Below are 26171 nucleotides of genomic sequence, written 5' to 3'. Positions count from 1 at the left end.
CGGGATGGAGGCGGGGCGGGGCAAAAAAAAGCCGGCGCAGCATCTGCACCGGCCAGTCTGACTCAAAGGCTGAATACGTCCGACCGCGCGCCGGCGGGGAAGTTCATCAACCTTCGGTGGGGGTTGCCGCAGGTTCGGTTTCGGCGGCCGGGGCATCGGTGTCCTGGGCGTCGGCTTCCGGGGCTTCCGCCTCCGGGGCCTCCGCGTCGGCGGGGGCATCGGCGGCGCCGGCATCGTCGGCGGCCGGGGCTTCGGTCTCCGGCGCGGCGGCTTCTGCGGCCGGCGCGGGCACCGGGGCGTTGGCCATCGCCAGCTGGGTCGCGGCGTCCGGACGCTCGTGCAGGCCCTGCAGGTAGCTGCCCAGCGAGTTGATTTCCTCGTCGGTCAGCGAATGGGCGACCGTGGCCATCATGTCGAACAGGCGCGGATCGGCCTCGCTGGTGGTGCCGGCGCGGTATTCCTGCAGGCGCTGGACCACGTAGGCCGACGGCTGGCCGCTGACATGCGGGTACGGCGGGCCCGGGTTGCCGGCGCCGGTGGGGCCGTGGCAAGCCATGCAGGCCGGGATGCCGCGGTCGGCGTCGCCGCTGCGGAACAGCTTTTCGCCCACCTGGTAGAACTTCAGGCCCTGGTTCGGGCCGGAGGCGATGACGGTGTCGTCGGCGATGCCGGCGCCTGCCTTTTGGGTGGCGAAGTAGGCGCCGATGTCGCGCATGTCCTGGGCGCTGAGCGCGGACGCGAACGGCACCATGATCGCCGCCATGCCGGTATTGCGCTCGCCGCTCTTGAACAGCGCCAGCTGGTGGGCGATGTAGCGCTCGCTCTGGCCGGCCATGCGCGGGTACATCGGGTCGGCCGGGTTGCCGTCGACGCCGTGGCAGGCTGCGCAGACGACCGCCTTCTCGGCGCCGGCCTGCGGGTCGCCCCAGTTGGCCTTGGCCAGGTCTTCCACCGCCGAACCGCCCAGCGGCGCGGTTTCCACCGGCTCGGCCTCCGGCAACGGCGTCACAGTGGTCTGGGCGAAGGCGGCCGCGGCGACCGCAAGGGCGGCGAGGCCGGCAAAACCGTAGGCACGGGCGTGGCGCATGAGCTGGGCTCCGGGATTCCATGAAAACGCGCAGGCCCCCGGCCGGCGCGACATAGCGGGGCCGCACGGCGCCCGCTTGAACCGGGAATTATCGTCGCGGCGCGCAATCGCGGTCAAACCGTCGCCGCGGCAAGGGCCGGGCATGGGCGTGTGCGATCCTAGCGGCATGTCCAATCCCCTCGCCCGCGCCCGCTACCTGCTGGCCGCCCACACCCCGCGCCAGCTGCCGCCCGACGGCGGCTTCGAGGTCGCCTTCGCCGGCCGCTCCAACGCCGGCAAGTCCAGCGCGCTCAACGCGCTGTGCCGGCAGAACGCGCTGGCCCGCGTCTCCAAGACCCCCGGCCGCACCCAGCAGCTGGTGTTCTTCGACGTCACCGCCGGCAGCGGCGGCGCTGCCGACGCCGCGCCGGGGGACGCCCGCTACCTGGTCGACCTGCCCGGCTACGGCTACGCCAAGGTGCCGCAGGACCTGCAGGCGCACTGGCAGGCCTTCCTCGACGGCTATTTCGGCAGCCGCATGGCGCTGCGCGGGCTGGTGGTGGTGATGGACATCCGCCATCCGCTCAAGGACTACGACCGGCAGATGCTCGGCTACGCCGTGCAGCGCGGCCTGCCTGCGCACGTGCTGCTGACCAAGGCCGACAAGCTCGGCCGCGGCGCGGCGGGCAACACCCTGCAGGCGGTGCGGCGCGAACTGTCGGAGGCCTTCGGCGACACGGTCACCGTGCAGACGTTCTCGGGCGAGTCGAAGCAGGGGGTGGACGAGGCGCGCGAGGTGGTGGCGGGCTGGCTCGAACTGTAGCCGGCCGGCTGAAGCCGCTCCTGCAGATGTAGGCACGATTGCCGCGTGCGATCGTGCCGCTGCATTCCACGGATGGCGACGCCGGCCCGGGGGCGGGCCGCTATAGTGCCGCGACGGCGCGCGCGAACCGGGCGCCGGCTGCCTTCCCCCGCCCAGATGGTGCGCATGTCCAGCTCCAGCCACGCCAGCGATTCGCCGATCACCGACCGCAGGCAACTGGTCGAATACGTCGCCTCCGGCGAGAAGCCGCGCAGCGACTGGCGCATCGGCACCGAGCACGAGAAGTTCGGCTTCCGCCTCGACGACTTGCGCCCGCCGGAGTTCGACGGCGAGCGCGGCATCGAGTCGCTGCTGCGGGGCCTCACGCGCTTCGGCTGGGATCGGGTCGACGAGAAGGGCCGCACCATCGCCCTGCTGCGCGACGGCGCATCGGTGACGCTGGAGCCGGCCGGACAGCTCGAACTGTCCGGCGCGCCGCTGGAGACCATCCACCAGACCTGCAGCGAGGTCGACGGCCACCTGCGCGAGGTCAAGACGGTCGCCGACGAGCGCGGCCTGGGCTTCCTGGGCATGGGCTTCCAGCCCAAGTGGCGGCGGCAGGACATGCCGTGGATGCCCAAGGGCCGCTACCGGATCATGCGCGCCTACATGCCGAAGGTCGGCGACCTCGGCCTCGACATGATGACCCGCACCTGCACCGTGCAGGTCAACCTCGATTACGCCAGCGAAGCGGACATGGTGAAGAAGTTCCGCGTCTCGCTGGCACTGCAGCCGGTGGCCACGGCGCTGTTCGCCGATTCACCGTTCGCCGACGGCAAGCCCAACGGCTACCTCAGCTACCGCTCGCACATCTGGACCGACACCGACCCGGATCGCACCGGCATGCTCGACTTCGTGTTCGCCGACGGTTTCGGCTACGAGCGCTACGTCGACTACCTGCTCGACGTGCCGATGTACTTCAGCTACCGCGACGGCATCTACCACGACGCCAGCGGCCAGAGCTTCCGCGATTTCATGCAGGGCAGGCTGCCCGTGCTGCCGGGCGCGCTGCCGACGATGGCCGACTGGTCGGACCACATGACCACCGCGTTCCCGGAAGTGCGGATGAAGAAATACCTGGAAATGCGCGGCGCCGACGGCGGCCCGTGGGGCCGGCTGTGCGCGCTGCCGGCGTTCTGGGTCGGGTTGCTGTACGACGACGCGGCGCTGGACGCGGCCTGGGACCTGGTGAAGGACTTCACCATGGCCGAGCGCCACGCACTGCGCGACGGCGTGCCCAGGCATGCGTTGAAGCTGCCGTTCCGCGACCGCACCGTGCGCGAGCTGGCGCTGGAGGCGCTGAAGATCTCCGCCGCCGGCCTGCAGCGCCGCGCGCGCGCCAACGACAACGGCGCGGACGAGCGGATCTTCCTCGAAACCCTGATCGGCGTGGCCGAGGCCAACCAGACCCCGGCCGAACGCAAGCTGGCGCTGTTCCACGGCGAGTGGAACGGCAGCGTGGATCCGGTGTTCGGCGAGTTCGCGTACTGACCGGGCGTGGCACCGCGCCGCGCGCGCCTTACCGCGGCAGCAGGTGGTCGCTGGTGATCTTCTTGCCGTCCACCGAAACCGAGGCGTAGCCGCTGGTCTTGATGTCGTTGGAGGCAAGCCGCCCCGTGACGTCCAGGCGCAGCGTGTGCACGTCGCTGAATGCCCCGGGTGGCGACAGGCGCACGCCGGTCCACGCATAGGACGCGTACACGCCGCCCAGTGCTTTCTCCTGCGCGTCCATGATGCCGGTGAGGGCAGCGGCATCGACCTGCGACAAGGGGATCAGGTGGTCTTCAAGGTCGAAGTCGGCGGGATTGCCCATCACCATGATTTCCTGCCGCCGCGGCGCCCGGAACTGGCCGCTGCGCATGTCCATGCTCGTGCCCGCGAGCTTGCGCGGATCATCAGGATCCTGGTACTTCACCGTGCAGGTGGTCATCTGGCCCTGCGGCTTGGACGCATCCGGGTTGATCGCGCTCCCCGCGCTGTAGAAGGCGAGGATCTCCGACACCTTCGTCTCCGCGCCCAGGTGCGCGGCGATCGCCTTGAAGCAGGCATCCGGACCATCGGACAGGGTGGGTGGCGTGAAGGCGGCGCCGGTTTCCGTCGCGGGCGCCGGGGCGGCATCAGGGGCGGCCGGTGCGGCGTTGTTGGCGGCGTGGCTGACGCGCGCCGCGTCGTCCTGGCCGCCACACGCGGAGATGGCGAGGGTCAGGGCAAGGGCAAGGGCGGCCGCGGCCGGCGTGGACTTCGTTGTCACGGGGTTACTCCTCCATGGACACGGGAACGCGGCGACTATACGACAGGCATCCTGACCGAATGAACGACGATGCGCGGTGCGTCGTCGCGGATTCGCCACCGGCACTGCGATAGGCTCACGCGATGACTGCGAATCCCGAACACCCGCTGCGCGACGACCTGCCCTTCTCCGCGACCGACGACCTGTTGCGCGACGACGTGCGCCGGCTCGGCGCGATGGTCGGGCAGATGCTGGCCGAACAGCAGTCGCCGGAATTCCTCGAGCAGGTCGAATCCGTGCGCCGCATGTCGATCGCGCGGCGCGAGAACGACGAGCCGGTCGACGCGCTCGCCGCGCGCCTGGCCGACGTGCCGCTGGGCGACGCCGATGCGCTGGTGCGGGCGTTTGCCGCCTACTTCGGCGCCACCAACCTGGCCGAGCGCGTGCACCGCATCCGCCGCCGCCGCGACCACCAGCGCAACGGCGATGCGCCGCAGCCCGGCGGGCTGGAGGCGGTGCTGCTCGAGCTGCGCGACGCCGGGGTGACGTTCGACGAGCTCGCCGCGTTCCTGCCGCGGCTGTCGATCGAGCCGGTGTTCACCGCGCATCCGACTGAGGTGGTGCGCCGCGCGCTGCTCGAAAAGGAGCGCACCATCGTCGAACGCCTGGTCGCCGACATCGACCGCGGCCGCACGCCGCCCGAGCGCCGCTCCGACGAGGCCCGCATCCGGCTGGCGCTGACCTCGACCTGGCAGACGGCCGACGCGCCGACGCTCAAGCCGACCGTGCATGACGAGGTCGAGCACGTCGGCTTCTACCTCGCCCGCGTGCTGTACCGCACGCTGCCAGTGTTCTACGAAGCCTTCACCGACGCGATCGAGGCGGTCTACGGCCAGCGCATCGCGGTGCCGAAGGTGCTGCGTTTCGGTACCTGGGTCGGCGGCGACATGGACGGCAACCCCAACGTCAACGCCGACACCATGCGCGCCGCGCTCGACGCACAGCGCGCACTGGCGCTGGAGCAGTACCGCGCCGACCTGGGCGCGCTCGCCAGGGTGCTCACCCAGTCGCTCGGCCGCGTCGACGTCGACGACGCGATCACCCGGCGCATCGAGGCCTACGCCGCGCAGTTCCCCGACGTCATGGCGACGATCCGGCCGCGCCGTGCCGACATGCCGTACCGCGTCCTGATGCGGCTGGTCGACGCCAGGCTGGCGGCGACCGGCACGCAGGCCGCGCACGGCTACGCCGGTGTCGACGGCTTCATCGCCGATCTCGAGGCGATCGACGCCAGCCTCGCCCACCACCGCGGCGAGCACGCAGGCCGCTTCGCCCTGCAGCGCGTGCTGCGGCGCGCGCGCGGGTTCGGCTTCCATCTGGCCGCGCTCGACCTGCGCCAGGACTCGGCCGTGCACGAAGACGCGCTGGCCGCGCTGCTCGATGACGCAGGCTGGGCGTCGCAGCCGGCCCAGGCGCAGGTCGAACGCCTGCACGGCGTGCTCGACGGCAGCGCGCCCGCGCGCGCGGACGCTGGCGAAGCGGCCGCGTCAACGCTGGCGGTGTTCCGCGAAGCGCGCGAACTGCGCCGCACCCACGGTGCCGATGCGATCGGGCTGTACATCATCAGCATGGCGCGCACCGCCGCCGACGCGCTGGCGGTGCTGGCGCTGGCGCGGATCGCCGGCTGCGTCGAGGATGGCGTGGTGCCGCTGGACGTGGCGCCGCTGTTCGAAACCGTCGCCGACCTGGAGGCCGCGCCGTCGGTGATGCGCGCGCTGTTCGACGACCCCGCCTACCGCGCCCACCTGCGTACGCGCGGCGACCGCCAGACGGTGATGCTCGGCTACTCCGACAGCGCCAAGGACGGCGGCCTGATGGCCTCGCGCTGGGCGCTGCAGCGCACCCAGGTGGCGCTGACCGCGCTGGCGCAGGCGTCGGGCGTGCGCATCGTGTTCTTCCACGGCCGCGGCGGTTCGGTCAGCCGCGGCGGCGGCAAGACCTCGCGCGCGGTGATGGCCGCACCGCGCGGTTCGGTCGACGGCAGCCTGCGCATGACGGAGCAGGGCGAGGTGATCCACCGCAAGTACGGCATCCGCGCGCTGGCGCTGCGCAACCTCGAACAGGCCACCGCGGCGGTGATGCACGCCAGCCTGCGCCCGCGTCCCGCGGACGCGCGCGAGGACCGCTGGCGCGCGATCGCCGGCGAGCTGGCCCAGGTCGCGCGCGACCACTACCGCGCGCTGGTCTACGACGAGCCGCGCTTCGACGACTACTTCCGCGCCGCTACGCCGATCGACGTGATCGAGCGCCTGCACATCGGCTCGCGCCCCTCGCGCCGCCGCAACGCCGGCATCCGCGGCCTGCGCGCGATCCCGTGGGTGTTCGCCTGGGCGCAGAACCGCTCCGGCCTGACCGCCTGGTACGGCGTCGGCCACGCCCTGCGGCACGGCGTCGAGACCCATGGCCGCGAAGTGCTCGCGGAAATGGCGCGCGACTGGCCGTTCTTCGGCACCATGCTCGACGACCTGGAGATGACGCTGGCCAAGTCGGACCTGGCGATCTTCGAGCGCTACTCGCGCCTGGCCGGCGACGCGCACGACGCGCTGTTCCCGGGCATCGCCGCCGAGTTCGCGCGTACCCGCGACACGCTGCTGTCGATCCGCGACGAGGACGCGCTGCTCAGCCGCGACCCGCGCCTGCGGCTGTCGATCCGCCTGCGCAATCCCTACGTCGACCCGATCAGCCTGCTGCAGGTCGAACTGCTGCATCGCTGGCGCAGCGATGGCCGCGAGGACGACGACACCCTGCGCGCACTGCTGTCCACGGTGAACGGCATCGCCGCGGGGATCCAGAACACCGGGTGATGCCTTTGGCCGGTTTTCTCCGGCTCTCGCGGGATCGCTTTGAGCCGCGAGTTTTCCATGACCGTGTCCGGGAGCTCGCGGCTGAAGCCGCTCCCGCAAGGCGGCGGCAAGCGACGTAGACTCGCAGGCCAGTTATCCACCCGGGAATCGATGCATGGCCGGCGATCGCGACGAACTTGTCTTCCACACCAACCCGCAGTCGCGCGGGCGCATCGTGCGCTGGATGCTGGAGGAAATCGGCCAGCCGTACCGCACCGCGGTGCAGGCGTACGGCGCCGGCATGAAATCGCCCGAATACCTGGCGATCAATCCGATGGGAAAGGTGCCGGCGATCGTGCACCGCGGCGTGGTGGTGACCGAGGCCGCCGCGATCTGTGCGTACCTCGCCGACGCCTTCCCCGAGGCCGGGCTCGCGCCCGCGCAGGACGATCCGCTGCGCGGCAGCTACTTCCGCTGGCTGTTCTTCGCCGCCGGACCGGTTGAGGCGGCGGTATCGGCCAAGGCGCTGGGCCTGCTGGCGCCGCCCGAGCGCGCCGGGATGGTCGGCTACGGCAGCTTCGAGCAGACCGTCGACACGCTGGAGATCGCGGCGCAATCGGCGTCGCCGTGGCTGCTCGGCGACCGCTTCAGCGCCGCGGACGTGTATGTCGGCAGCCAGGTGGACTTCGGCCTGACCTTCGGCTCGATCCCGGAGCGCCCGGCGTTCACCGCCTGGGCCGGACGCCTGCGCGAGCGCGAGGCCTACCGGCGTGCGCAGGCGCTGGACAACGCGCTGGTGGCGCAAGAATCCTGATCCCGCGCGCCGCCGGGTGACGGTGGCGGCTCGGGTTTCACAGGCGGGGTATACTGCCCCCCACTATCTGGCCCGACCGCGCCATGCCCCACACCCCCGAGGAAAAGAAGAAGGTCCTCGCCCGTATCCGCCGCATCCGCGGCCAGTGCGAAGGACTTGAGCGCGCGCTCGAGGCCGGGGCCGACTGCGCGCCGGTGCTGCAGCAGATCGCCGCGATCCGCGGCGCCGTCAACGGGCTGATGAGCGGGGTGCTCGAAGCGCACCTGCGCGAACAGTTCGGGCAGGCGGCCGCCGATGCGGGCGATCGCCGCGCGCGCGTCGACGAGATGACCGCGTTGGTCCGTTCCTACCTCAAGTGATCACCCCGCCGGCACGCCATGCGGCCGGCGCCAACAGGAGTTCCGCCATGAAATCCCGCGCCGCCGTCGCCTTCGCCCCCGACCAGCCGCTGCAGATCGTCGAGATCGACGTCGAGCCGCCGCGCAAGGGCGAAGTGCTGGTGAAGATCACCCATACCGCGCTGTGCCACACCGATGCGTTCACCCTGTCGGGTGCAGATCCGGAGGGCCTGTTCCCGGTGGTGCTCGGCCACGAGGGTGCGGGCGTGGTGGTCGAGGTGGGCGAGGGCGTGACCAGCGTGGCGCCCGGCGACCACGTGATCCCGCTGTACACCGCCGAGTGCCGCGAGTGCGAGTTCTGCAAGTCCGGCAAGACCAACCTGTGCGTGGCCGTGCGCGCCACCCAGGGCAAGGGCGTGATGCCCGACGGCACAACGCGGTTCTCCTACGAGGGCAAGCCGCTGTACCACTACATGGGCTGCTCGACCTTCAGCGAATACACCGTGGTCGCCGAAGTCTCGCTGGCCAGGATCAACCCCGAGGCGCCGGCCGACAAGGTCTGCCTGCTCGGCTGCGGCGTCACCACCGGCATCGGCGCGGTGCACAACACGGCCAAGGTGCAGGCGGGCGACAGCGTGGCAGTGTTCGGGCTCGGCGCGCTGGGACTGGCGGTGATCCAGGGCGCGGTGCAGGCCAGGGCCGGGCGCATCATCGCCATCGACACCAACCCGGCCAAGTTCGACAAGGCGCGCGCGATGGGCGCCACCGAGTGCGTCAACCCGAAGGACCATGACAAGCCGATCCAGGACGTGATCGTCGGGATGACCGGCTGGGGCGTGGACCATTCCTTCGAATGCATCGGCAACGTCAACGTGATGCGCGCCGCGCTCGAATGCGCGCACCGCGGTTGGGGCCAGTCGGTGATCATCGGCGTCGCCGGCGCGGGGCAGGAGATTTCCACGCGCCCGTTCCAGCTGGTCACCGGCCGCCGGTGGCTGGGCACCGCCTTCGGCGGCGTCAAGGGCCGCACCCAGCTGCCGGGCATGGTCGAACAGGCGATGTCGGGCGAACTGGACCTGGACCCGTACATCACCCACACCCTGCCGCTGGAACGCATCAACGAGGCCTTCGACCTGATGCATGACGGCGAGTCGATCCGTACCGTCATCCACTACTGAACCGGACCCGCGATGCCGCCGCCGATCCGCGTCGAACTGCTGCCGCACGACCCGGCCTGGGCGCAGCTTGCCGGGGCCGAACGGGAGGCGCTCCTTGGCGCGCTGGGCGATGTCCTGCTGGTCGTCCACCACATCGGTTCCACCGCCGTGCCCGGCATCCATGCCAAGCCCGTGGTGGACCTGATGCCCGTCGTGCGCGACCTCGACGCGCTGGATGCGCGTCGCGGATCGCTCGAGGGACTGGGCTACCAGTGGTGGGGCGAGCTGGGATTGCAGGGCCGGCGTTACTGCACGAAGGACGATCCGGGCACTGGCAAGCGCCTCGTGCAGCTGCACGCGTATGCCGATGGCGCGAGCGACATCGCGCGGCATCTTGCATTCCGGGATTTCCTGCTGCGGCACCCGGAGGTCGCCGCGGACTACGATCGCGAGAAGCTACGCTGCCAGCGCCTGCATCCGGAAGATTCGCACGCCTACGGCGACTGCAAGAGCGACTGGATCCGCACCGTTGAAGCGCGGGCGCTGGCGGCCATCCGCCAGGCAATCCCATCAGTGGAGTAAGCAACATGGAACGCATCGAACACCGCGCCAGTTCCGGCGGCTGGCAGGACGTCTACCGGCACCGCTCCGGCGTGCTTGGCTGCGACATGACCGTGGGCGTGTACCTGCCGCCGCAGGCCGGACGCGGGCCGTGCCCGGTGCTGTACTGGCTGTCGGGCCTCACCTGCAACGAGCAGAACTTCATCACCAAGGCCGGCGCGCAGCGCTACGCGGCCGAGCACGGGATCATCCTGGTCGCACCGGACACCAGCCCGCGCGGCGACGACGTCGCCGACGACGCGGCCTACGACCTCGGCAAGGGCGCGGGTTTCTACGTCAACGCCACGCGCGAGCCGTGGGCGAAGCACTACCGCATGTACGACTACGTCGTCGACGAGCTGCCGGCATGGGTGGAGGCGAATTTGCCGGCCACGGACGCGCGTGCGGTCAGCGGGCACTCGATGGGCGGCCACGGCGCGCTGGTCATCGCGCTGCGCAACCCGGGCCGCTACCGCAGCGTGTCGGCGTTCTCGCCGATCGTGGCGCCGTCGCAGGTGCCGTGGGGGGCGAAGGCATTCGACGCCTATCTCGGCGACGATCGCGAGGCGTGGAAGCAGTACGACGCCGTCGAGCTGGTGAAGGGTGCGCGCGAAACGCTGCCGCTGCTGGTCGACCAGGGCGATGCCGACGAATTCCTCGCCGAACAGCTGCGGCCGGACCTGCTGCGCGCGGCGTGCGAAGCCACCGGACATCCGCTGCAGCTGCGCATGCAGCCCGGCTACGACCACAGCTACTACTTCATCGCCAGCTTCATCGGCGAGCATGTCGCCCATCACGCTAGGGCGCTGAAGCAAACCTCTTGACTGTAGGAGCGGCTTCAGCCGCGAGCTTTTCCTGTCCGGAGAGCAAAAGCTCACGGCTGAAGCCGCTCCTACAGGGCTACGGGTGGTCGGACTCGCGCAGCCGGAAATCGGTATAGGCAAACCGCCCGTCGCGCAGCACGGTGCCGCCGCGTTCCAGCGCCAGCGGCCGCGCGAACATCGGCCCGGCTTCCACGCAGGTGTGGAACTCGCCGTTCTCGCCGCAGGGGTCGACGCCCGGAGGCAGCGCCCCAAGCAGCGCTGGATCGAAGTCGCGGCCGGCGAATCCCGCGTCCAGCTGCGTCGTGTCCACGCAGCACAGCCGCGCGCGCAGGCCGCCCGCAATCATCTCGCGCGCGAGTCCTGCGGTGTCGGCGCCGAACAGCGGCGTCATCACGTCCCAGCCGATGCGCGCGCACTGCGCCTGCCGCCAGGCGCGGATGTCTTCCAGCAGCAGGTCGCCGAACGCCGCCGTGCGCAGTCCCGGCCAGCGCCGGCTGGCTTCCTCCAGCGCCTGCGTCATCGCCGCTTCGTAGGTGGCGTTGTCGCACCGGGCCGGAATCGCGGCCTCCAGCAGCGGCAGGCCGGCAGCCGTGGCCTGCGCCTGCAGCACCTCGCGCCGCACGCCCTGCATCGACGAGCGCGCGTACTCGGTGGTGATCGTCGACAGCAGCGCGACGACCGTCACGTCGTCACGCCGGCGCAGTGCGTGCAGCGCCCAGGCCGCGTCCTTGCCGCCGCTCCAGCACAGCAGCACCGGGGTGCGCGCGGTGCCCATCAGCGCCCTGCGTCAGGCCGACGAGACGTCGCGCAGCTCCCACGCGCTGCCGGCCAGCAGGCGCAGGCGGTGCTTGAACACGGCGCCGGAGATCGAGGTAATGGCGATCAGGTCGATGTGCAGGTCGTCCTGCCGCCCTTCGACCGTCGCGCCCGGATCGGTGGCGCCGAGCGCGGGATCGACCTCGTCCGGATCGTCCTGCGCCGCGCGCCAGCGCTCGAACAGCCCGGTGCCGCGCAGCGCGTCCTGCAACTCCTGCGCCATGCCGTCCGCGCCCCGCGAGCCGAATGCGAATTCGCCGGCGCCGCGGGCCTTGCCGGGATCGGGGATTGCGATGTAGTAGCGGGTGGCCATGGGTGTCGTTTGCCTGTGTTGGAACTGGGCTTGGCAGGGGCGGCGGAAGCCGCTCCTGCAGGGACTCGCACAGGCTAGCAGGCGGAGGTGAGCCGAATGTCGTCGGGGTTCGCCGAAGAGTTCGCGGCCGAAGCCGCGCCCGCAAGAACGGGGGGCGTGCGGATCACGATTTCCCGAATTCGTGCGGCTCCGCCGCGAATCCGACCACCACCGCGCCCTTGCCGACGTTGACCATGCCGGTCAGGCTCATCACGCTTTCGAATACTTCGATGTTGTGGGTGGCGCAGGCGTCGCGCAGCGCGGCGTAGCCGGGCAGGGCGCGCATCTCGTCGAGCTCGCCGCCGTAGCACAGCGCCACGGTCGGGGTGAGCAGGCCGTCGGCGACGCGGCGCGCGGCGAATTCGAACAACTGCTGCGCGGCGGCCTCGAAGCCCTTGATCTTGGCCACCGGCCCGGTGTCGCCGCGATAGCCGCGCAGCACCGGCTTGATGTCCAGCGCGGTACCCAGCGCGGCACTGAACAGGCTGACGCTGCGATCTCCCTTGGTGCGCGCGCGGTTGCGGATGTAGTACAGGTCGCGCGGGATCAGGTAGCCGTAGGTATTCGACGCCAGCTCCTCGAGCCGGGTGCGGATCCGCCCGGGCTCCTCGCCGGCGTCACGCAGGCGGGCGGCCTCGACCGGCAGGATCGCCTGGCCGCTGAACAGGTTCTGGCTGTCGATCACGCGCAGCGCGAACGGCGTGTTGTTGCCCGCCGCGGCGCGGATCGCCCGGTACCCGTTGAGGATCGCGAAGCTTGCCTTCTGCGCGTTGTCGAAGATCGGGCTGCGGGTGCGCGTGATCGTCATGCAGAACACGTAGTCGTAGTCGATCACCAGCTTCTGCAGGAACAGGTCGCGGATCTGTTCGACGGTGAACGGAACGGTCTCGGCGTTGGCGCCGCGCTCGGCGATATGCGCGTCGAGGTAGGCCAGGGTGGCGGCCTGGTCGCGGTAATCGACCTGCGCCGCGTCATCGATCCGCACGGTGATCGGCAGGATCTCGATGTTGTGGCGTTCGATGAAGTCCTTCGGCAGGTCGCAGGCCGAGTCGACAACGAGTCCGATGCGCATGGTCCGTGCCTTGTCCCGGATATTGCCGCAACGATACAACAGCGGCGGTGCGGCACGGCCCGGCGTCGTCGGCCGGCGGCGTGGAGGCGATGCCGCTGCCGTGACAAAATGGCGCGAACCGGAGAAGTGCCATGAAGGAAAAAGAACAGATCGTCGAGAACTGGCTGCCGCGCTACACCGGGGTGTCGCTGGACGGATTCGGCGAGCACATCCTGCTGACCAACTTCGGCGGCTACCTCGGCCATTTCGCGCGCCTGACCGGTGCGAAGATCGTCGGCGCCGACAAGCCGATGCCCAGCGCCACCGCCGACGGCATCACCATGATCAACTTCGGCATGGGCAGCCCCAACGCCGCGACGATGATGGACCTGCTGTCTGCGATCGCGCCCAAGGCGGTGCTGTTCCTGGGCAAGTGCGGCGGACTGAAGAAGAAGAACCGGCTCGGTGACCTGATCCTGCCGATCGCCGCGATCCGCGGCGAGGGCACCAGCAACGACTACCTGCTGCCGGAAGTACCGGCGCTGCCGGCGTTCGCGCTGCAGCGCGCGGTATCGACCATGATCCGCGACATGGGCCTGGACTACTGGACCGGCACCGTGTTCACCACCAACCGCCGGGTCTGGGAGCACGACGACGCGTTCAAGGAGCGCCTGCGCCTGATGCGCTGCATGGCCATCGACATGGAAACCGCGACGATCTTCGCCGCCGGCTTCGCCAACCGCATTCCCTGCGGCGCGCTGCTGCTGGTGTCCGACCAGCCGATGATCCCGGAAGGGGTCAAGACCGAGGCGTCGGACGCAAAGGTCAGCGCCGAGTACGTCGAAAGCCACATCCAGGTCGGGATCGAGGCGCTGCGGCTGATCCGCCGCAACGGCAAGTCGGTCAAGCACCTGCGGTTCTGAGCGCCGCGCCCTGACCTTCGCCCTTGTAGGAGCGGCTTCAGCCGCGAGCTTTTAGCCTCCCCCTGCCGTCGCAGGGGGAGGGGCCAGAGAAGAGCTCGCGGCTGAAGCCGCTCCTACAATGGCGGTCGACCGTCGACTCCCGTCGAAGCGACGCACGCCGTTGTGATCCCTCACCCAGGGCCCCATCCATGAAGCCGACCTTCCTCCTGCTGCCTCTCCTCCTGATGACCCAGAACACCCAAGCCGCACAGACGCCGACGCCTCCCGACGTCGCCCGCAAGCCGCACGTGGTCGAAGCGCCGTTCGGCGCGACCCGCGACGACGATTACTACTGGCTGCGCGACGACACCCGCAAGGACAAGGCGATGCTGGCCTACCTCGAGGCCGAGAACGCCTACGCCGACGCGGTGATGGCGCCGCTCAAGCCCGTGCAGGACAAGCTGTACGACGAAATCGTCGCCCGCATCAAGCAGGACGACAGTTCGGTGCCGGTGCGCGAGCGCGGCTGGTGGTACTACGCGCGCTTCGAGACCGGGCAGGACTACCCGGTGCACGCGCGCCGCCGCGATGCCGACGGCACCGATGCGCTCGCCGTGCAGCGGGCCAACGACGCGGGCGAGGCTGGCGAACAGGTCCTGCTCGACGTCAACGCGATGGCCGCGGGCAAGGACTACTTCAGCGTCGGCGACTACGAGGTCAGCCAGGACAACCGCCTGCTGGCCTGGGCCGAGGACGACGTCGGCCGCCGCCAGTACACGATCCGCTTCCGCAACCTCGACAGCGGCGAAACCTATCCGGACGTGATCACCGGCGTCTCGCCCAACCTGGTCTGGGCCGACGACAACCGCACCGTGTTCTACGTCGAGAACGACCCCGAGACCCTGCTCACCGTGCGGGTGAAAAAGCACGTGCTCGGCACGCCGGTGTCCGAGGACGCGCTGGTGTACGAGGAGCACGACGACAGCTTCTACATGGGCATCGACCGCTCGCGCGACGACCAGTACATCTGCATCGGCGTGGAAAGCACCGTGTCCAGCGAGCTGCGCTGCGCGCCGGCCGCCGACCCGCGCGAGTTCACCGTGCTGGCGCCGCGCGAGCGCGACGTGGAGTACGACGCCGACCATCTCGGCGGGCGCTGGGTGATCCGTACCAATGCCGATGGCGCGACCAATTTCAAGCTCGTCACCGCGCCCGACGGCAGCACCTCGCGCGCGGACTGGACCGACCTCGTCCCGCACCGCGACGACGTGTTCATCGAGGACTTCGACCTGTTCGACGGCTTCACCGCCGTCGCCGAGCGTTCGGGCGGGCTGGAGCGTATCCGGCTGCTCAAGGCCGACGGCAGCGAGGAGCACGTCAAGGCCGACGAGGAGGCGTACTCGATGGGCCTGGGCACCAACTCCGAGCACGACACCCCGTGGCTGCGCTACGGCTACACCTCGATGACCACCCCGGAGACGACCTACGAGCTCAACGTCGAAACCGGCGAGCGCCGCCAGCTCAAGCAGCAGCCCGTGCTCGGCTACGACGCCTCGAAGTACGCCACCGAGCGCACCTGGGCGACCGCGCGCGACGGCACGAAAGTCCCGGTGTCGCTGGTCTACCGCAAGGGCTTCGAGAAGAACGGCAAGGCCGCGCTGCTGCAGTACGCCTACGGCAGTTACGGCCACTCGATCGACCCGGCCTTCAGTTCCACCACCGTCAGCCTGCTCGACCGCGGCATGGTCTACGCCATTGCCCACATCCGCGGCGGCCAGGAAATGGGGCGCAAGTGGTACGACGACGGCAAGCTGCTGCACAAGAAGAACACCTTCACCGACTTCATCGACGTCACCGACCACCTGGTGGAGCAGGGCTACGCCGCGCCCGACCGCGTCGCCGCCTACGGCGGCAGTGCCGGCGGCCTGCTGATGGGCGCGATCGCCAACATGGCGCCGGAGAAGTACCACGTAATCCTGTCGCAGGTGCCTTTCGTGGACGTGGTGACCACGATGCTCGACGCGAGCATCCCGCTGACCACCAACGAATACGACGAGTGGGGCAATCCGGAGCAGAAGCAGTACTACGACTACATGCTCTCGTACTCGCCCTACGACAACCTGAGCGCGCAGGCGTACCCGGCGATGTTCGTCGGCACCGGCCTGTGGGACTCGCAGGTGCAGTACTGGGAGCCGGCCAAGTACGTGGCCAGGCTGCGCGACCTCGACACCGGAGACGGCACCATCGTGCTGCGCACCAACATGGACGCCGGCCACGGCGGCAAGTCCGGCCGTTTCCGCAAGTACCGCGAGCTGGCGGAGATGTATGCGTTCCTGCTGGATCGGCTGGGCGTGCAGGCCCCCTGATGCGTGGCCAGTCCCTGCAGTAGGAGCGGCGGAAGCCGCGATCTTTTGACTCCCTCCCCTGCGACGGCAGGGGCTGAGGAAGCGCGTTTACGAGCCACCGGCTCGTGCGCTGACGAACGCACGCCAGCTGTGCTGGCGGGCCGGACGGGTTGGGGAGGGGTGCCGTTGGGGTCACCGCGAACCGTGGGCACCCCTCCCAGCCTCCCCCTGCCGTCGCAGGGGGAGGGGCCGAAGCAAAGCTCGCGGCTTCCGCCACTCCTACAATGAGAACGATGACCTCGAATCGCTTCCGCTGGGCCTGGTGGCTGCTGGCCTACGCCAGCCTCGGCCTGGGGCTGGTCGGTGTCGTGCTGCCGGGGCTGCCGACGGTGCCGTTCGTGCTGCTGTCGGCCTATGCGGCCGCGCGCGGCTCCGAACGCCTGCACCGCTGGCTGCTCGCGCACCGCGTGTTCGGGCCAATGATCGTCGACTGGCAGGCGCACGGTGCAGTGAGCCGGCGCGCCAAGCGCATGGCCGTCCTGTCCATGGCCGTCTGCGGCGTGATCATGTGGCTGACCGCGCCGCGGGCGTGGATGGCCGCGACCGGGATCGGCTGCATGGCCGTGGTGGCGGTGTGGCTGTGGCGGCGCCCGGAGCCGCCGCTGCAGCGGGAATCCTAGGAGGCCAACCCTCCTGCGGGAGCGGCCATGGCAGCGATGAGGCCGCCACAGGGTCATCGTGGCCATGGCCACTCCCACAGGGCCGGGAACCGGCATATCGTTCAGCCGCCACCTTCGCGCAGCGTCGCGGCGCGGCTACACTGCGTCCATGAATACCATCCGCCTGAGCCTGCTTTCGATCGTCGCCGCCCTGGCCCTGGCCGGCTGCGGCAACAAGGGACCGCTGGTCCTGCCGGACGCGCCCGAGGATGCCGAGGCACCGGCGACCGCGGACGGAGCCGATGCCGCCATCGATGATGAAACCGGCACCGACGCCATCCCTGCGGATGATGCCGAATCCACCGCCGAACCGGTGGACGACGCCGACACGCCGGTCGAGCCGGAACCGCTGCCGCAGGACGACGGCGACAGCGACTGATCGATGGCCGTCCGTTCGCCTGCCCGGGTGCCTGCGCTGCGTTTCAGCAAGATGCACGGCGCCGGCAATGATTTCGTCGTCCTGGACCTGCGCGCGGGGACCGCGCCGCCGTCGCCCGACCTGTGCCGCGCGCTGGCCGACCGCCACACCGGTGTCGGCTGCGACCAGATCCTGACCGTCGAAGCGCCGGCCAGCGCCGGATCGGTCGCCGCGTACCGCATCTGGAACGCCGACGGTTCGCCCTCGCAGCAATGCGGCAACGGCGCGCGCTGCGTCGCCGCCTGGCTGGTGCGCGACGGCGCGACCGACAGCACGGCATTCGAGCTCGACAGCCCGACCGGCACCCACGCGGTGGAAGTGCTGGGCGACGGCCGCTACCGCGTCGCCATGGGCGTGCCGGAGTTCACGCCGTCGAAGATTCCGCTCGCCGGCTTCGCCGCTGAACGCGACGAGTATGACCTCCCACTCGACGAGGACCTCAGGCTGCGCTTCGGCGCCGTGTCGACCGGCAACCCGCACGCCGTGGTCGAAGTCGCCGACGTCGACGGCATCCCGGTCTCGCGCTACGGCAGCGCGCTGCAGCAGTCGCCCGCGTTCCCGGAGTCGGCCAACGTCGGCTTCGCCCAGGTCGTGACGCGCGAACGCATCCGCCTGCGCGTGTTCGAGCGCGGCGTCGGCGAGACCCTGGCCTGTGGCAGCGGGGCCTGCGCCGCGGTGGCAGTGCTGGCGCGGCGCGGCCGCGTCGACCGCGACGTCACCGTGTCGCTGCCCGGCGGCGACCTGCGCATCGCCTGGCCCGGCGACGACGCACAGATCCTGATGGCAGGGCCGACCGCATTCGTATTCGAAGGGGAGTGGTTGCAATGAGCGAAACCGCCGACAAACTCGGTGCCCACGAAGTCGCCGCCTGGCTGCGGCTGCATCCGAAATTCCTGCAGCAGTTCCCGGACCTGGCGATCAGCATGGTGGTGCCGCGCGAGGAAGGCCCGGCCGCGTCGCTGGCCAGCTACCAGCTCGAAGTGCTGCGCGACAAGAATCGCGAGCTGACCCGCCGCCTGCACGACCTGTACGCGATCGCGCAGGAAAACGAGCGCCTCGCGGTGCAGACCCAGCAGCTCACCCTCAACCTGCTGCGCCAGGACAGCGCCGCGGCGACCGTGCGCGCGATGGCCGCGCGGCTGAGCGAGGATTTCAACGGCGACCTGGTGCGGGTGGTGCTGTTCGAGCCCGTGGACGGACTGGACGATGCCGACTGGCTGCAGGTGATCGCGCGCGACGACGGCGTGCTGGCGCCGTTCCGCGACTGCCTGGCCGAGGGCGAACCGCTGTGCGGCCGCCTGCACCCGGACAAGCAGGCCCTGCTCTACGGCCCGCGCGAGGACGAAGTGCAGTCGACCGCCCTGCTGCCGCTGGAAGGCACGTGTCTGGTGGCCGTGGGCAGCCGCGACCCCAACCGCTTCTACCCCGGCATGGGCACGCTGTTCCTGCGGATGATGGGCGAAGCATTCGCGACCGCGCTGCGCAGGTTTGATGCGTAGCCGATCGCAGTGACGCCACAAAGCCGCTTGGCATGACGGCGTAAAGTGTCCGTGCCATGGCCTCAACCAGCATCACCGACTACCTCGCCCACCTCGAAGTCGAGCGCCGCATGTCCGCGCATACGCTCGACGCCTACCGCCGCGACCTCGCCGCGCTGACGGAATGGGCGCAGAGGCAGGGCATCGCCGACCTCGAAACCCTGCAGCCCGAACAGTTGCGTGCCTTCGTCGCCGCCGAACACCGCCGCGGCCTCTCGCCCAAGAGCCTGCAGCGCCGTCTCTCCGCCTGCCGCAGCTACTACCAGTGGCTGCTGAAGAACAGCCGCATCGCGCTCAATCCCGCCGCCGCGATCAAGGCACCTAAGGCACCGCGCAAGCTGCCGCAGGTGCTTGATGCCGACGAGGCGTCGCGGCTGGTCGAAGTGCCGACCGGCGTGAAGCTCGGCCTGCGCGACCGCGCGCTGCTGGAGCTGTTCTATTCCTCGGGCCTGCGCCTGTCCGAACTGTGCGCGCTGCGGTGGCGCGACCTGGACCTGGGCAACGGGCTGGTGACCGTGCTCGGCAAGGGCAACAAGCAGCGCAGCGTCCCGGTCGGCTCGCATGCGCGCAACGCGCTCGATGCCTGGCGCGAAGACACCAAAGCGCCGGACGACGCGCCGGTGTTCCCCGGCCGCGGCGGGGCGCCGATCTCGCAGCGCGCGGTGCAGATCCGCATCCGACAGCTGGCCCAGCGCCAGGGCATGTTCAAGCACGTCCACCCGCACATGCTGCGCCACAGCTTCGCCAGCCACCTGCTCGAATCCTCCGGCGACCTGCGCGGCGTGCAGGAACTGCTCGGCCACGCCGACATCGCCACCACCCAGATCTACACCCATCTGGACTTTCAGCACCTGGCCAAGGTCTACGACGCCGCGCATCCGCGGGCGAAACGTAAGAAGAGCGACTGACTTCAGCCTTCCCGTAGGAGCGGCGGAAGCCGCGAGCTCTTGCTCCCTCTCCTGCGAAGGCAGGGAAGGGCTGGGGAGGGGTGTCTTTGGGATCAGCGCGACCCGGAGCACCCCCTCCCAACCTCCCCCTGCCGCCGCGGAGGGATAGGCAGGAGCAAAGCTCGCGGCTTCCGCCGCTCCTGCGCATACGCGGCAGGGGTTGCGTCCGCCACCACCGGCCCCCATCCACTGGATTCGACCCCGGAGGCCGCATGGATCCCAGCCAGAATCCCAACGTTTTCCACGCCACCACCATCGTGTCGGTGCGCCGCGGCGACCGCGTCGTGGTCGCCGGCGACGGACAGGTCACGCTCGGCAACACGGTGATGAAGGCCAACGCGCGCAAGGTGCGCCGGCTCGGCAAGGACGGCCAGGTATTGGCCGGCTTCGCCGGCGCCGCGGCCGACGCGTTCACCCTGTTCGAGCTGTTCGAATCCAAGCTCGAAAAGCACGGCCAGCTGACCCGCGCCGCGGTGGAGCTGGCCAAGGATTGGCGCACCGAACGCCGCTTCGGCAAGCTCGAGGCGCTGCTGGCGGTGGCCGACAAGGACACCTCGCTGATCGTCAGCGGCACCGGCGACGTGATCGAGCCGGAGGACGGCCTGGTCGCGATCGGCTCCGGCGGCCCGTTCGCCCTGTCCGCCGCGCGTGCGCTGCTGGCGCATACCGAACTCGACGCGAAGGCAGTGGCCACCGAGGCGCTCAAGATCGCCGGCGACATCTGCATCTACACCAACGGCAACATCGTCGTCGAAGAACTCTGATCCCGAATTCATGCCCCCTGCAGGAACGGCTTCAGCCGCGAGCTTTCGCCCCGCGGCGGCTGACGAACCAAACGCTCGCGGCTGAACCGCTCCTGCAAAAACCCGAAGACAGACATGCCCAACAAACCCGACACCAGTCACGCCACCATGACCCCGCGCGAGATCGTGCAGGAGCTCGACCGCCACATCGTCGGCCAGCAGCAGGCCAAGCGCGCGGTCGCGATCGCGCTGCGCAACCGCTGGCGCCGCGCCCAGCTCGACGACGAGCTGCGCAACGAGGTGATGCCCAAGAACATCCTGATGATCGGCCCCACCGGCGTCGGCAAGACCGAAATCGCGCGCCGCCTGGCCACGCTGGCCAACGCGCCGTTCGTGAAGGTCGAGGCCACGCGTTTTACCGAGGTCGGCTACGTCGGCAAGGACGTCGAACAGATCATCCGCGACCTCGCCGACACCGCGGTCAAGCTCTACCGCGAGCAGGCCAAGCAGCGCGTGCGCACCCAGGCCGAGGAGCGCGCCGAAGACCGCATCCTCGACGCCCTGCTGCCGCGCCGCGAGGTGCCGTCGACCGGCTTCGGCTTCGGCGCCAACACCACCGTGGACATCGGCGCCGAGCCGTCCGCGCAGGGCAACGACAGCGATACCCGCACCAAGCTGCGCCGCCAGCTGCGCGCCGGCGAGCTCGACGAGCGCGAGATCGAGCTCGAGCTGTCGGCCAACGTGGGCGTCGACATCATGACCCCGCCCGGCATGGAGGAGATGGGCCAGCAGCTTCGGCAGATGTTCTCCAACCTCGGCGGCGGCAAGACCCACAAGCGCAGCCTGTCGATCCGCGCCGCGCGCCCGCTGCTGATCGAGGAAGAGGCCGGCAAGCTGGTCAACGAGGACGAAGTGCGCGAGGCCGCGATCGAGGCCTGCGAGCAGCACGGCATCGTCTTCATCGACGAGATCGACAAGGTCGCCAAGCGCAGCGAGGGCATGGGCGCCGACGTCAGCCGCGAAGGCGTGCAGCGCGACCTGCTGCCGCTGGTCGAAGGCTCCACCGTCAGTACCAAGTACGGCTCGGTGAAGACCGACCACATCCTGTTCATCGCCTCGGGCGCGTTCCACCTGGCCAAGCCCAGCGACCTGATCCCGGAAATGCAGGGCCGCTTCCCGATCCGCGTGGAGCTTTCCGCGCTGAGCAAGGACGATTTCGTCCGCATCCTCACCGAGCCCAAGGCGTCGCTGACCCGCCAGTACGTCGAGCTGCTGAAGACCGAGGGCGTCGCGCTGACGTTCGCGCCCGACGCGGTCGAGCGCCTCGCCGAGATCGCCGCGCAGGTCAACGAGCGCCAGGAGAACATCGGCGCGCGCCGCCTGCATACGGTGCTCGAACGCCTGCTCGACACGCTGAGCTTCGAGGCCCCGGATCGCAGCGAGGGCGTGGTGATCGATCGCGCCTACGTCGACAAGCACTTGGGCGAACTGGTGGAAGACCAGGACCTGAGCCGCTACATCCTGTAGTTGCCATCCGGGCCCGCGCGGCCGGGGAGCCAGGTTGCTGTCAGGTTTCCCGGCAGCCGGTGACTGTTGCTCCAGGTCCCTGGCCTGGAGTTGCAAATGAATGTCGCCACCCAATCATTCGACGCCGCTGCACGTCCCGCTGTTCGCGTCCTGGGGCGCTGGCTGGGCGAGGGCTGGCAGGTGTTCCGGCGGGCGCCGGTGCGACTGCTGCTTCTGTCGCTGCTGCCGATCCTGATCGAGGGCCTGCTCCAGCTGGTGCCGCTGGTCGGCGTTGCCGTGTCGAAGCTGCTGACCCCGCTGGCCGGGGCCTGGATCTGGTGCCTGGTGGACGCGAGGGTCCGCAGCGGGCGCTTTGCGCCGAAGGCATCGACCGTGCGCTGGCTGCACCGGCTGCCGGCGGCATTGCAATGGGCCGTGATTGCGCTGGTGGTTTTCGGCTTCCAGTTGCTGGTGGCCGGGTTGATGGGTGGTACGGACGCAGTCAAGGCGATGGCGACGGCCGACGCCGCCGGCCTGAACCTGGACAGGGTGCAGCTGGCGTGGGTGCTGGCCAGCGGCGTACTGGTCGCCACGCCACTGATGTTCGTGCTGCCGCTGGTGCTGCTTGACGAGATCGCCATCGACGCCGCCGTGGTCCGCAGCTTGCGTGCAGTGCTGGCGTACTGGAAGCCGGTGGCGCTGGTGACTGCATTGACAACCGCGATCCTGATGGGGTTGGTGTGGATGCCGTTGTTGCTGCTGGTGCTGTTGCCGTTCGGGGTGACAGTGGGCTACGCGGCCTACCGCGATGTCTTTCATGATGCTCTCCGTGGCTGACCAGGCGGACGTGGCACCAGGCATCGAAGCCGTACTCGGCGAGCACGGCTCGATGCTGTCGCGCATCGCGGCCAGCTACGAGTCCAACCCGTCCCGGCGCGAAGACCTGCTGCAGGAGATCAGCGTGGCGTTGTGGCGCGCGCTGCCGCGCTGGCGCGGCGAAGCTTCGCTGCGGACCTTCGTGGCCAGGGTCGCGCACAACCGCGCGGTGAGCCATGTCGTCAGGCAGGCACGCATTGGCGAGGTCGCGATCGACGAGCAGCATCCCGACGATGGGCGGGGCCCGGAGCGTCATGCCGAACGCGGGCAGCACCGGGAGCGGCTGGTTGCCGCCGTGCGCCGGCTGCCGCTGGGTCAGCGGCAGGTGGTGGTGCTGGCCCTGGAAGGCTTCGCGCAGCGCGAGATCGGCGAGGCGCTCGGGTTGCAGGAGAACACCGTGGCGCAGCGCCTGAGCCGGGCCCGACAGCAACTGCGTGAGTGGCTGGGAGTGGACGCATGAACAACGATGACTGGGACATCCTTGCTGCCGACTGGCGCGACCAGCCGGCCGCGCAGGTCGACATCGCCGCGCTGTCGCGCCAATCCCTGCGCCATGGGCGCCGGCTGCGGTGGGCGCTTGCCGTCGAGTTGCTGCTGAGCGCGACCGCAATCGCGGCATGCGCATGGGCGGCGGCGCTGCCAGGCGCGGTCGCCTTTCCGCCACTGGCGATGGCGGCATTGGCGCTGATGGTGATCGGATTCCAGGGCTGGTCGCTGTGGATCCGTCGGCGTCAGGTGCGCGACAGCGCGCTCGATGCGAACGCAATGCTGCGGCTGGAACGCGACCGGCTTGTCACCTCGCGGCGCTATTGGCGGATCAACACCTGGGGCGCGCTGCTGCTGTGGGTCGGACTCTGGGGGCTGTTGATGGCCGGCGTGAGTCCCGCGCAGTCGATGGCGTCGCTACTGGCCAACGCGCCGGTCCTGCTGGCATTCGCCGTGTTCTCCTGGTGGCGGTGTCGCCTCAACCAGTCCCGCCTGGCCGAGGTGCAGGCGCTCCTTGCCTCGATTCGCGACCCGCCCTTGTAGAGCCGCGGACCCCGACCTTGCAGGAGCGGCTTCAGCCGCTAGCTTTTCTCTCTCCCTGCGAAGGCGCGGGAGGGCGGGCGAGGGAGGCTTTCGGCAACGCTGCCAATCGTGGGCCTGCGTTTCACCGCTTCCCCGCCGTCGCGCGGGGAGGAGCCTGCCCAAGCGAAAGCTTGCGGCTGGAGCCGCCCATGCAGGGATTCCTGCCGTTCAAGGCGACCGGCAACGCCGCCTTAGCGATTCTTTCAGCCACCCCGGCCTATCTTCGCCCAATGCCCCTGCAAGCCTTCCATCCCGCCGTCGCCGGCTGGTTCGCCCAGGCGTTTCCGGGCGGGCCGACGCCGGCCCAGCGTGCCGCGTGGCCGGCGATCCGCGCCGGGCGCGACGTGCTGGTGGCCGCGCCCACGGGCTCGGGTAAGACGCTGACCGCCTTTCTCGCCGCGCTCGACGCGCTGGTGCAGCGTGGCCTGTCGGAGGGGTTGCCCGATGAGACCGCCGTGGTCTACGTCTCGCCGCTCAAGGCGCTGTCCAACGACATCCACCTCAACCTCGAAGCCCCGCTGGCAGGCATCCGCGCGCAGCTCGAATCGCTTGGCCTGCCGGACGTGGAGATCCGCACCGCCGTGCGCACCGGCGATACGCCAGCCAAGGCACGCCAGCAGGCGCTGCGCAAGCCGCCGCACGTCATCGTCACCACGCCCGAGTCGCTGTACGTGCTGCTGGGCTCGGCATCGGGCCGCGCGATGCTGTCCAAGGTGCGCACGGTGATCGTCGACGAGATCCATGCCGTGGCCGCGAGCAAGCGCGGCAGCCACCTGGCGCTGTCGCTGGAGCGGTTGCAGGCGTTGGTGCCGCGCAAGCTCACGCGGATCGGGCTGTCGGCGACGCAGAAGCCGATCGATGAGGTGGCGCGGTTCCTGGTGGGAGCTGGAGGCGGGGATCCCCACGATTCGGCGCGTCCCCTCCCGGATCCCGCTCCGCGCGAGTCCATCGGCCATGCCGGAGAGGCCGCGATCGATGCCGGCTGCGTCGTCGTCGACATCGGGTACTCGAAACAGCGCGACCTCGCGCTGGAAATCCCGCCCACGCCGCTGTCGGCGGTGATGTCCAACGACCAGTGGGCGCAGGTCTACGATCGCGTCGCGCAGCTGGTGCGCGAACACCGCACCACCCTGGTGTTCGCCAACACCCGGCGCGTCGCCGAGCGTGCCGCGCGCCACCTGGGTGAGCGGCTGGGCAAGGACGTGGTCGCCGCGCACCACGGCAGCCTGGCGCGCGAACTGCGGCTGGACGCCGAGCAGCGCCTCAAGCGCGGCGAACTCAAGGTGTTGGTCGCCACCGCGTCGCTGGAACTGGGCCTGGACATCGGCGATGTCGATCTGGTCGTGCAGCTCGGTTCGCCGCGCTCGATCGCCACCTTCCTGCAGCGCGCGGGGCGCTCAGGCCATGCGGTCGGGGGCGTGCCCAGGGCGCGCCTGTTTCCGCAGACCCGCAACGAGCTGGTCGAATGCGCGGCGCTGCTCGACTGCGTGCGCCGCGGCGAACTCGACGCGCTGCGCATCCCGCAGGCGCCGCTGGACGTGCTGGCGCAGCAGATCGTCGCCGAGACCGCCTGCCAGGAATGGGACGAGGATGCGCTGTTCGAACTGGTGCGCCGCGCCGGCCCGTACATGCAGCTGACGCGCGACAGGTTCGACGAGGTGGTGAAGATGCTCGCCGAAGGCTTCACCACCCGCCGCGGCCCGCGCGCCGGCTATGTGCATCGCGACGCGGTGCATGGCCGCTTGCGCGAACGCCGCGGCGCGCGCATGACCGCGCTCACCTCCGGCGGCACCATCCCCGACACCGGCGACTACGCGGTGGTGCTCGAACCCGAGGCGCACAACATCGGCACGGTGAACGAGGACTTTGCCGTCGAGAGCCTGGCCGGCGACGTGTTCCAGCTGGGCAACACCAGTTACCGCATCCTGCGCGTCGAACCCGGCCGCGTGCGCGTCGAGGACGCGAAGGGCCAGCCGCCCAACATCCCGTTCTGGCTCGGCGAAGCGCCGGGCCGCACCGACGAGCTGTCGCAGGGCGTGGCGCGGCTGCGCGAGGAAGTGGCCGTGCGCCTGGGCCCGCCCGGTTCTTGTAGGAGCAACTGTCTTTCTTCAAACGGCCTTGGTTTGCCACGCCGTGCCATCGCGAACCATGGCGTT

General features: G+C 70.0%; 25 protein-coding genes and 1 pseudogene. 21 read left to right on the top strand and 5 right to left on the bottom strand.

Translation table 11 applies throughout. The annotated features are described in order from the left end of the window. Positions 1-277: 277 nt before the first annotated feature. Positions 278-1087: pseudogene (locus tag ABD679_RS10130) on the bottom strand (c-type cytochrome); the annotation flags it as partial. 166 nt (positions 1088-1253) lie between these two features. On the opposite strand from ABD679_RS10130, the gene yihA reads away from it, so the two are divergent. Together yihA and ABD679_RS10120 are read left to right on the top strand one after the other, a co-directional pair. Next, the gene (gene yihA, locus ABD679_RS10125) at positions 1254-1889 is read left to right on the top strand and encodes a ribosome biogenesis GTP-binding protein YihA/YsxC (protein WP_344759867.1); all 636 of its coding nucleotides are present in this window, start codon (positions 1254-1256) and stop codon (positions 1887-1889) included. A gap of 165 nt (positions 1890-2054) precedes the next feature. After that, on the top strand, positions 2055-3419 hold the full coding sequence (locus tag ABD679_RS10120) for a glutamate--cysteine ligase (protein WP_344759866.1): 1365 nt from the start codon (positions 2055-2057) through the stop codon (positions 3417-3419). Positions 3420-3447: 28 nt separating this feature from the next. Here the strand turns inward: ABD679_RS10120 and ABD679_RS10115 are convergent, their stop codons facing one another. After that, positions 3448-4179, bottom strand: a complete 732-nt coding sequence (locus ABD679_RS10115; protein ID WP_344759865.1) for a hypothetical protein — start codon at positions 4177-4179, stop codon at positions 3448-3450. Positions 4180-4301: 122 nt separating this feature from the next. Here ABD679_RS10115 and ppc point away from each other — a divergent pair, with 122 nt between their 5' ends. The 6 genes from ppc to fghA all read left to right on the top strand — a co-directional run bounded on the left by ppc (position 4302) and on the right by fghA (position 10734). Then, positions 4302-7022, top strand: a complete 2721-nt coding sequence (gene ppc / locus ABD679_RS10110; RefSeq protein WP_344759864.1) for a phosphoenolpyruvate carboxylase — start codon at positions 4302-4304, stop codon at positions 7020-7022. Positions 7023-7176: 154 nt separating this feature from the next. Beyond that, on the top strand, positions 7177-7815 hold the full coding sequence (locus ABD679_RS10105; RefSeq protein WP_344759863.1) for a glutathione S-transferase family protein: 639 nt from the start codon (positions 7177-7179) through the stop codon (positions 7813-7815). 83 nt (positions 7816-7898) lie between these two features. After that, positions 7899-8174 (top strand): formaldehyde-responsive transcriptional repressor FrmR, encoded by a 276-nt coding sequence (gene frmR / locus ABD679_RS10100; protein ID WP_344759862.1) that lies wholly within the window; start codon positions 7899-7901, stop codon positions 8172-8174. Positions 8175-8221: 47 nt separating this feature from the next. Next, entirely contained in the window at positions 8222-9331 is a 1110-nt protein-coding gene (locus tag ABD679_RS10095) for an S-(hydroxymethyl)glutathione dehydrogenase/class III alcohol dehydrogenase (RefSeq protein ID WP_344759861.1), read from the top strand. Between the two features lie 12 nt (positions 9332-9343). After that, complete coding sequence (locus tag ABD679_RS10090) at positions 9344-9892, top strand: GrpB family protein (RefSeq protein WP_344759860.1); 549 nt, start codon at positions 9344-9346, stop codon at positions 9890-9892. Between the two features lie 5 nt (positions 9893-9897). After that, complete coding sequence (gene fghA / locus ABD679_RS10085) at positions 9898-10734, top strand: S-formylglutathione hydrolase (RefSeq protein ID WP_344759859.1); 837 nt, start codon at positions 9898-9900, stop codon at positions 10732-10734. 76 nt (positions 10735-10810) lie between these two features. On the opposite strand, the gene ABD679_RS10080 is transcribed toward fghA, so the two are convergent. From ABD679_RS10080 to ABD679_RS10070, 3 genes are all read right to left on the bottom strand, one after another. After that, positions 10811-11509: a Dph6-related ATP pyrophosphatase gene (locus ABD679_RS10080; RefSeq protein ID WP_344759858.1), complete on the bottom strand. Its 699-nt coding sequence runs from the start codon at positions 11507-11509 to the stop codon at positions 10811-10813. A gap of 12 nt (positions 11510-11521) precedes the next feature. Further along, entirely contained in the window at positions 11522-11863 is a 342-nt protein-coding gene (locus ABD679_RS10075; RefSeq protein WP_344759857.1) for a hypothetical protein, read from the bottom strand. Positions 11864-12026: 163 nt separating this feature from the next. Continuing rightward, positions 12027-12974, bottom strand: coding sequence for a DegV family protein (locus ABD679_RS10070; RefSeq protein WP_344759856.1), 948 nt, complete (start codon positions 12972-12974; stop codon positions 12027-12029). Positions 12975-13105: 131 nt separating this feature from the next. Between ABD679_RS10070 and ABD679_RS10065 the strand changes: the two genes are divergently transcribed. The 13 genes from ABD679_RS10065 to ABD679_RS10005 all read left to right on the top strand — a co-directional run. Then, positions 13106-13876 carry an AMP nucleosidase gene (locus tag ABD679_RS10065; protein ID WP_344759855.1) on the top strand — a complete coding sequence of 257 codons (771 nt, stop codon included), beginning with the start codon at positions 13106-13108 and terminating at the stop codon, positions 13874-13876. A gap of 188 nt (positions 13877-14064) precedes the next feature. Continuing rightward, entirely contained in the window at positions 14065-16221 is a 2157-nt protein-coding gene (locus ABD679_RS10060) for a S9 family peptidase (RefSeq protein WP_344759854.1), read from the top strand. A gap of 272 nt (positions 16222-16493) precedes the next feature. Next, positions 16494-16880 (top strand): YbaN family protein, encoded by a 387-nt coding sequence (locus ABD679_RS10055; protein ID WP_344759853.1) that lies wholly within the window; start codon positions 16494-16496, stop codon positions 16878-16880. Positions 16881-17028: 148 nt separating this feature from the next. After that, positions 17029-17298, top strand: coding sequence for an LPS translocon maturation chaperone LptM (lptM, locus tag ABD679_RS10050; RefSeq protein WP_344759852.1), 270 nt, complete (start codon positions 17029-17031; stop codon positions 17296-17298). 3 nt (positions 17299-17301) lie between these two features. After that, on the top strand, positions 17302-18165 hold the full coding sequence (dapF, locus tag ABD679_RS10045) for a diaminopimelate epimerase (protein ID WP_344759851.1): 864 nt from the start codon (positions 17302-17304) through the stop codon (positions 18163-18165). Then, positions 18162-18836 carry a DUF484 family protein gene (locus ABD679_RS10040; protein ID WP_344759850.1) on the top strand — a complete coding sequence of 225 codons (675 nt, stop codon included), beginning with the start codon at positions 18162-18164 and terminating at the stop codon, positions 18834-18836. The genes dapF and ABD679_RS10040 overlap by 4 nt, the downstream gene beginning before the upstream one ends. 56 nt (positions 18837-18892) lie before the next feature. Then, on the top strand, positions 18893-19783 hold the full coding sequence (gene xerC, locus ABD679_RS10035) for a tyrosine recombinase XerC (protein ID WP_344759849.1): 891 nt from the start codon (positions 18893-18895) through the stop codon (positions 19781-19783). A gap of 251 nt (positions 19784-20034) precedes the next feature. Continuing rightward, complete coding sequence (hslV, locus tag ABD679_RS10030; RefSeq protein ID WP_344759848.1) at positions 20035-20586, top strand: ATP-dependent protease subunit HslV; 552 nt, start codon at positions 20035-20037, stop codon at positions 20584-20586. A 114-nt stretch (positions 20587-20700) separates the two neighbouring features. After that, positions 20701-22092, top strand: a complete 1392-nt coding sequence (gene hslU, locus ABD679_RS10025) for an ATP-dependent protease ATPase subunit HslU (RefSeq protein ID WP_344759847.1) — start codon at positions 20701-20703, stop codon at positions 22090-22092. Positions 22093-22188: 96 nt separating this feature from the next. Continuing rightward, the gene (locus tag ABD679_RS10020) at positions 22189-22908 is read left to right on the top strand and encodes a hypothetical protein (RefSeq protein ID WP_344759846.1); all 720 of its coding nucleotides are present in this window, start codon (positions 22189-22191) and stop codon (positions 22906-22908) included. Beyond that, positions 22901-23407, top strand: coding sequence for an RNA polymerase sigma factor (locus tag ABD679_RS10015; RefSeq protein WP_344759845.1), 507 nt, complete (start codon positions 22901-22903; stop codon positions 23405-23407). Before ABD679_RS10020 ends, ABD679_RS10015 begins: the two co-directional genes overlap by 8 nt. Then, the gene (locus ABD679_RS10010; protein WP_344759844.1) at positions 23404-23976 is read left to right on the top strand and encodes a hypothetical protein; all 573 of its coding nucleotides are present in this window, start codon (positions 23404-23406) and stop codon (positions 23974-23976) included. The genes ABD679_RS10015 and ABD679_RS10010 overlap by 4 nt, the downstream gene beginning before the upstream one ends. Positions 23977-24245: 269 nt before the next feature. Next, on the top strand, positions 24246-26171 hold a 1926-nt coding region (locus ABD679_RS10005; protein ID WP_344759843.1), incomplete at its 3' end, for a DEAD/DEAH box helicase.

It is taken from the genome of Luteimonas lutimaris, from assembly GCF_039537065.1.
Taxonomy (GTDB): Bacteria; Pseudomonadota; Gammaproteobacteria; order Xanthomonadales; family Xanthomonadaceae; genus Luteimonas; species Luteimonas lutimaris.
Note: the sequence above shows the minus strand (reverse complement) of the source record. Positions and strands in the feature narration are given on the sequence as shown.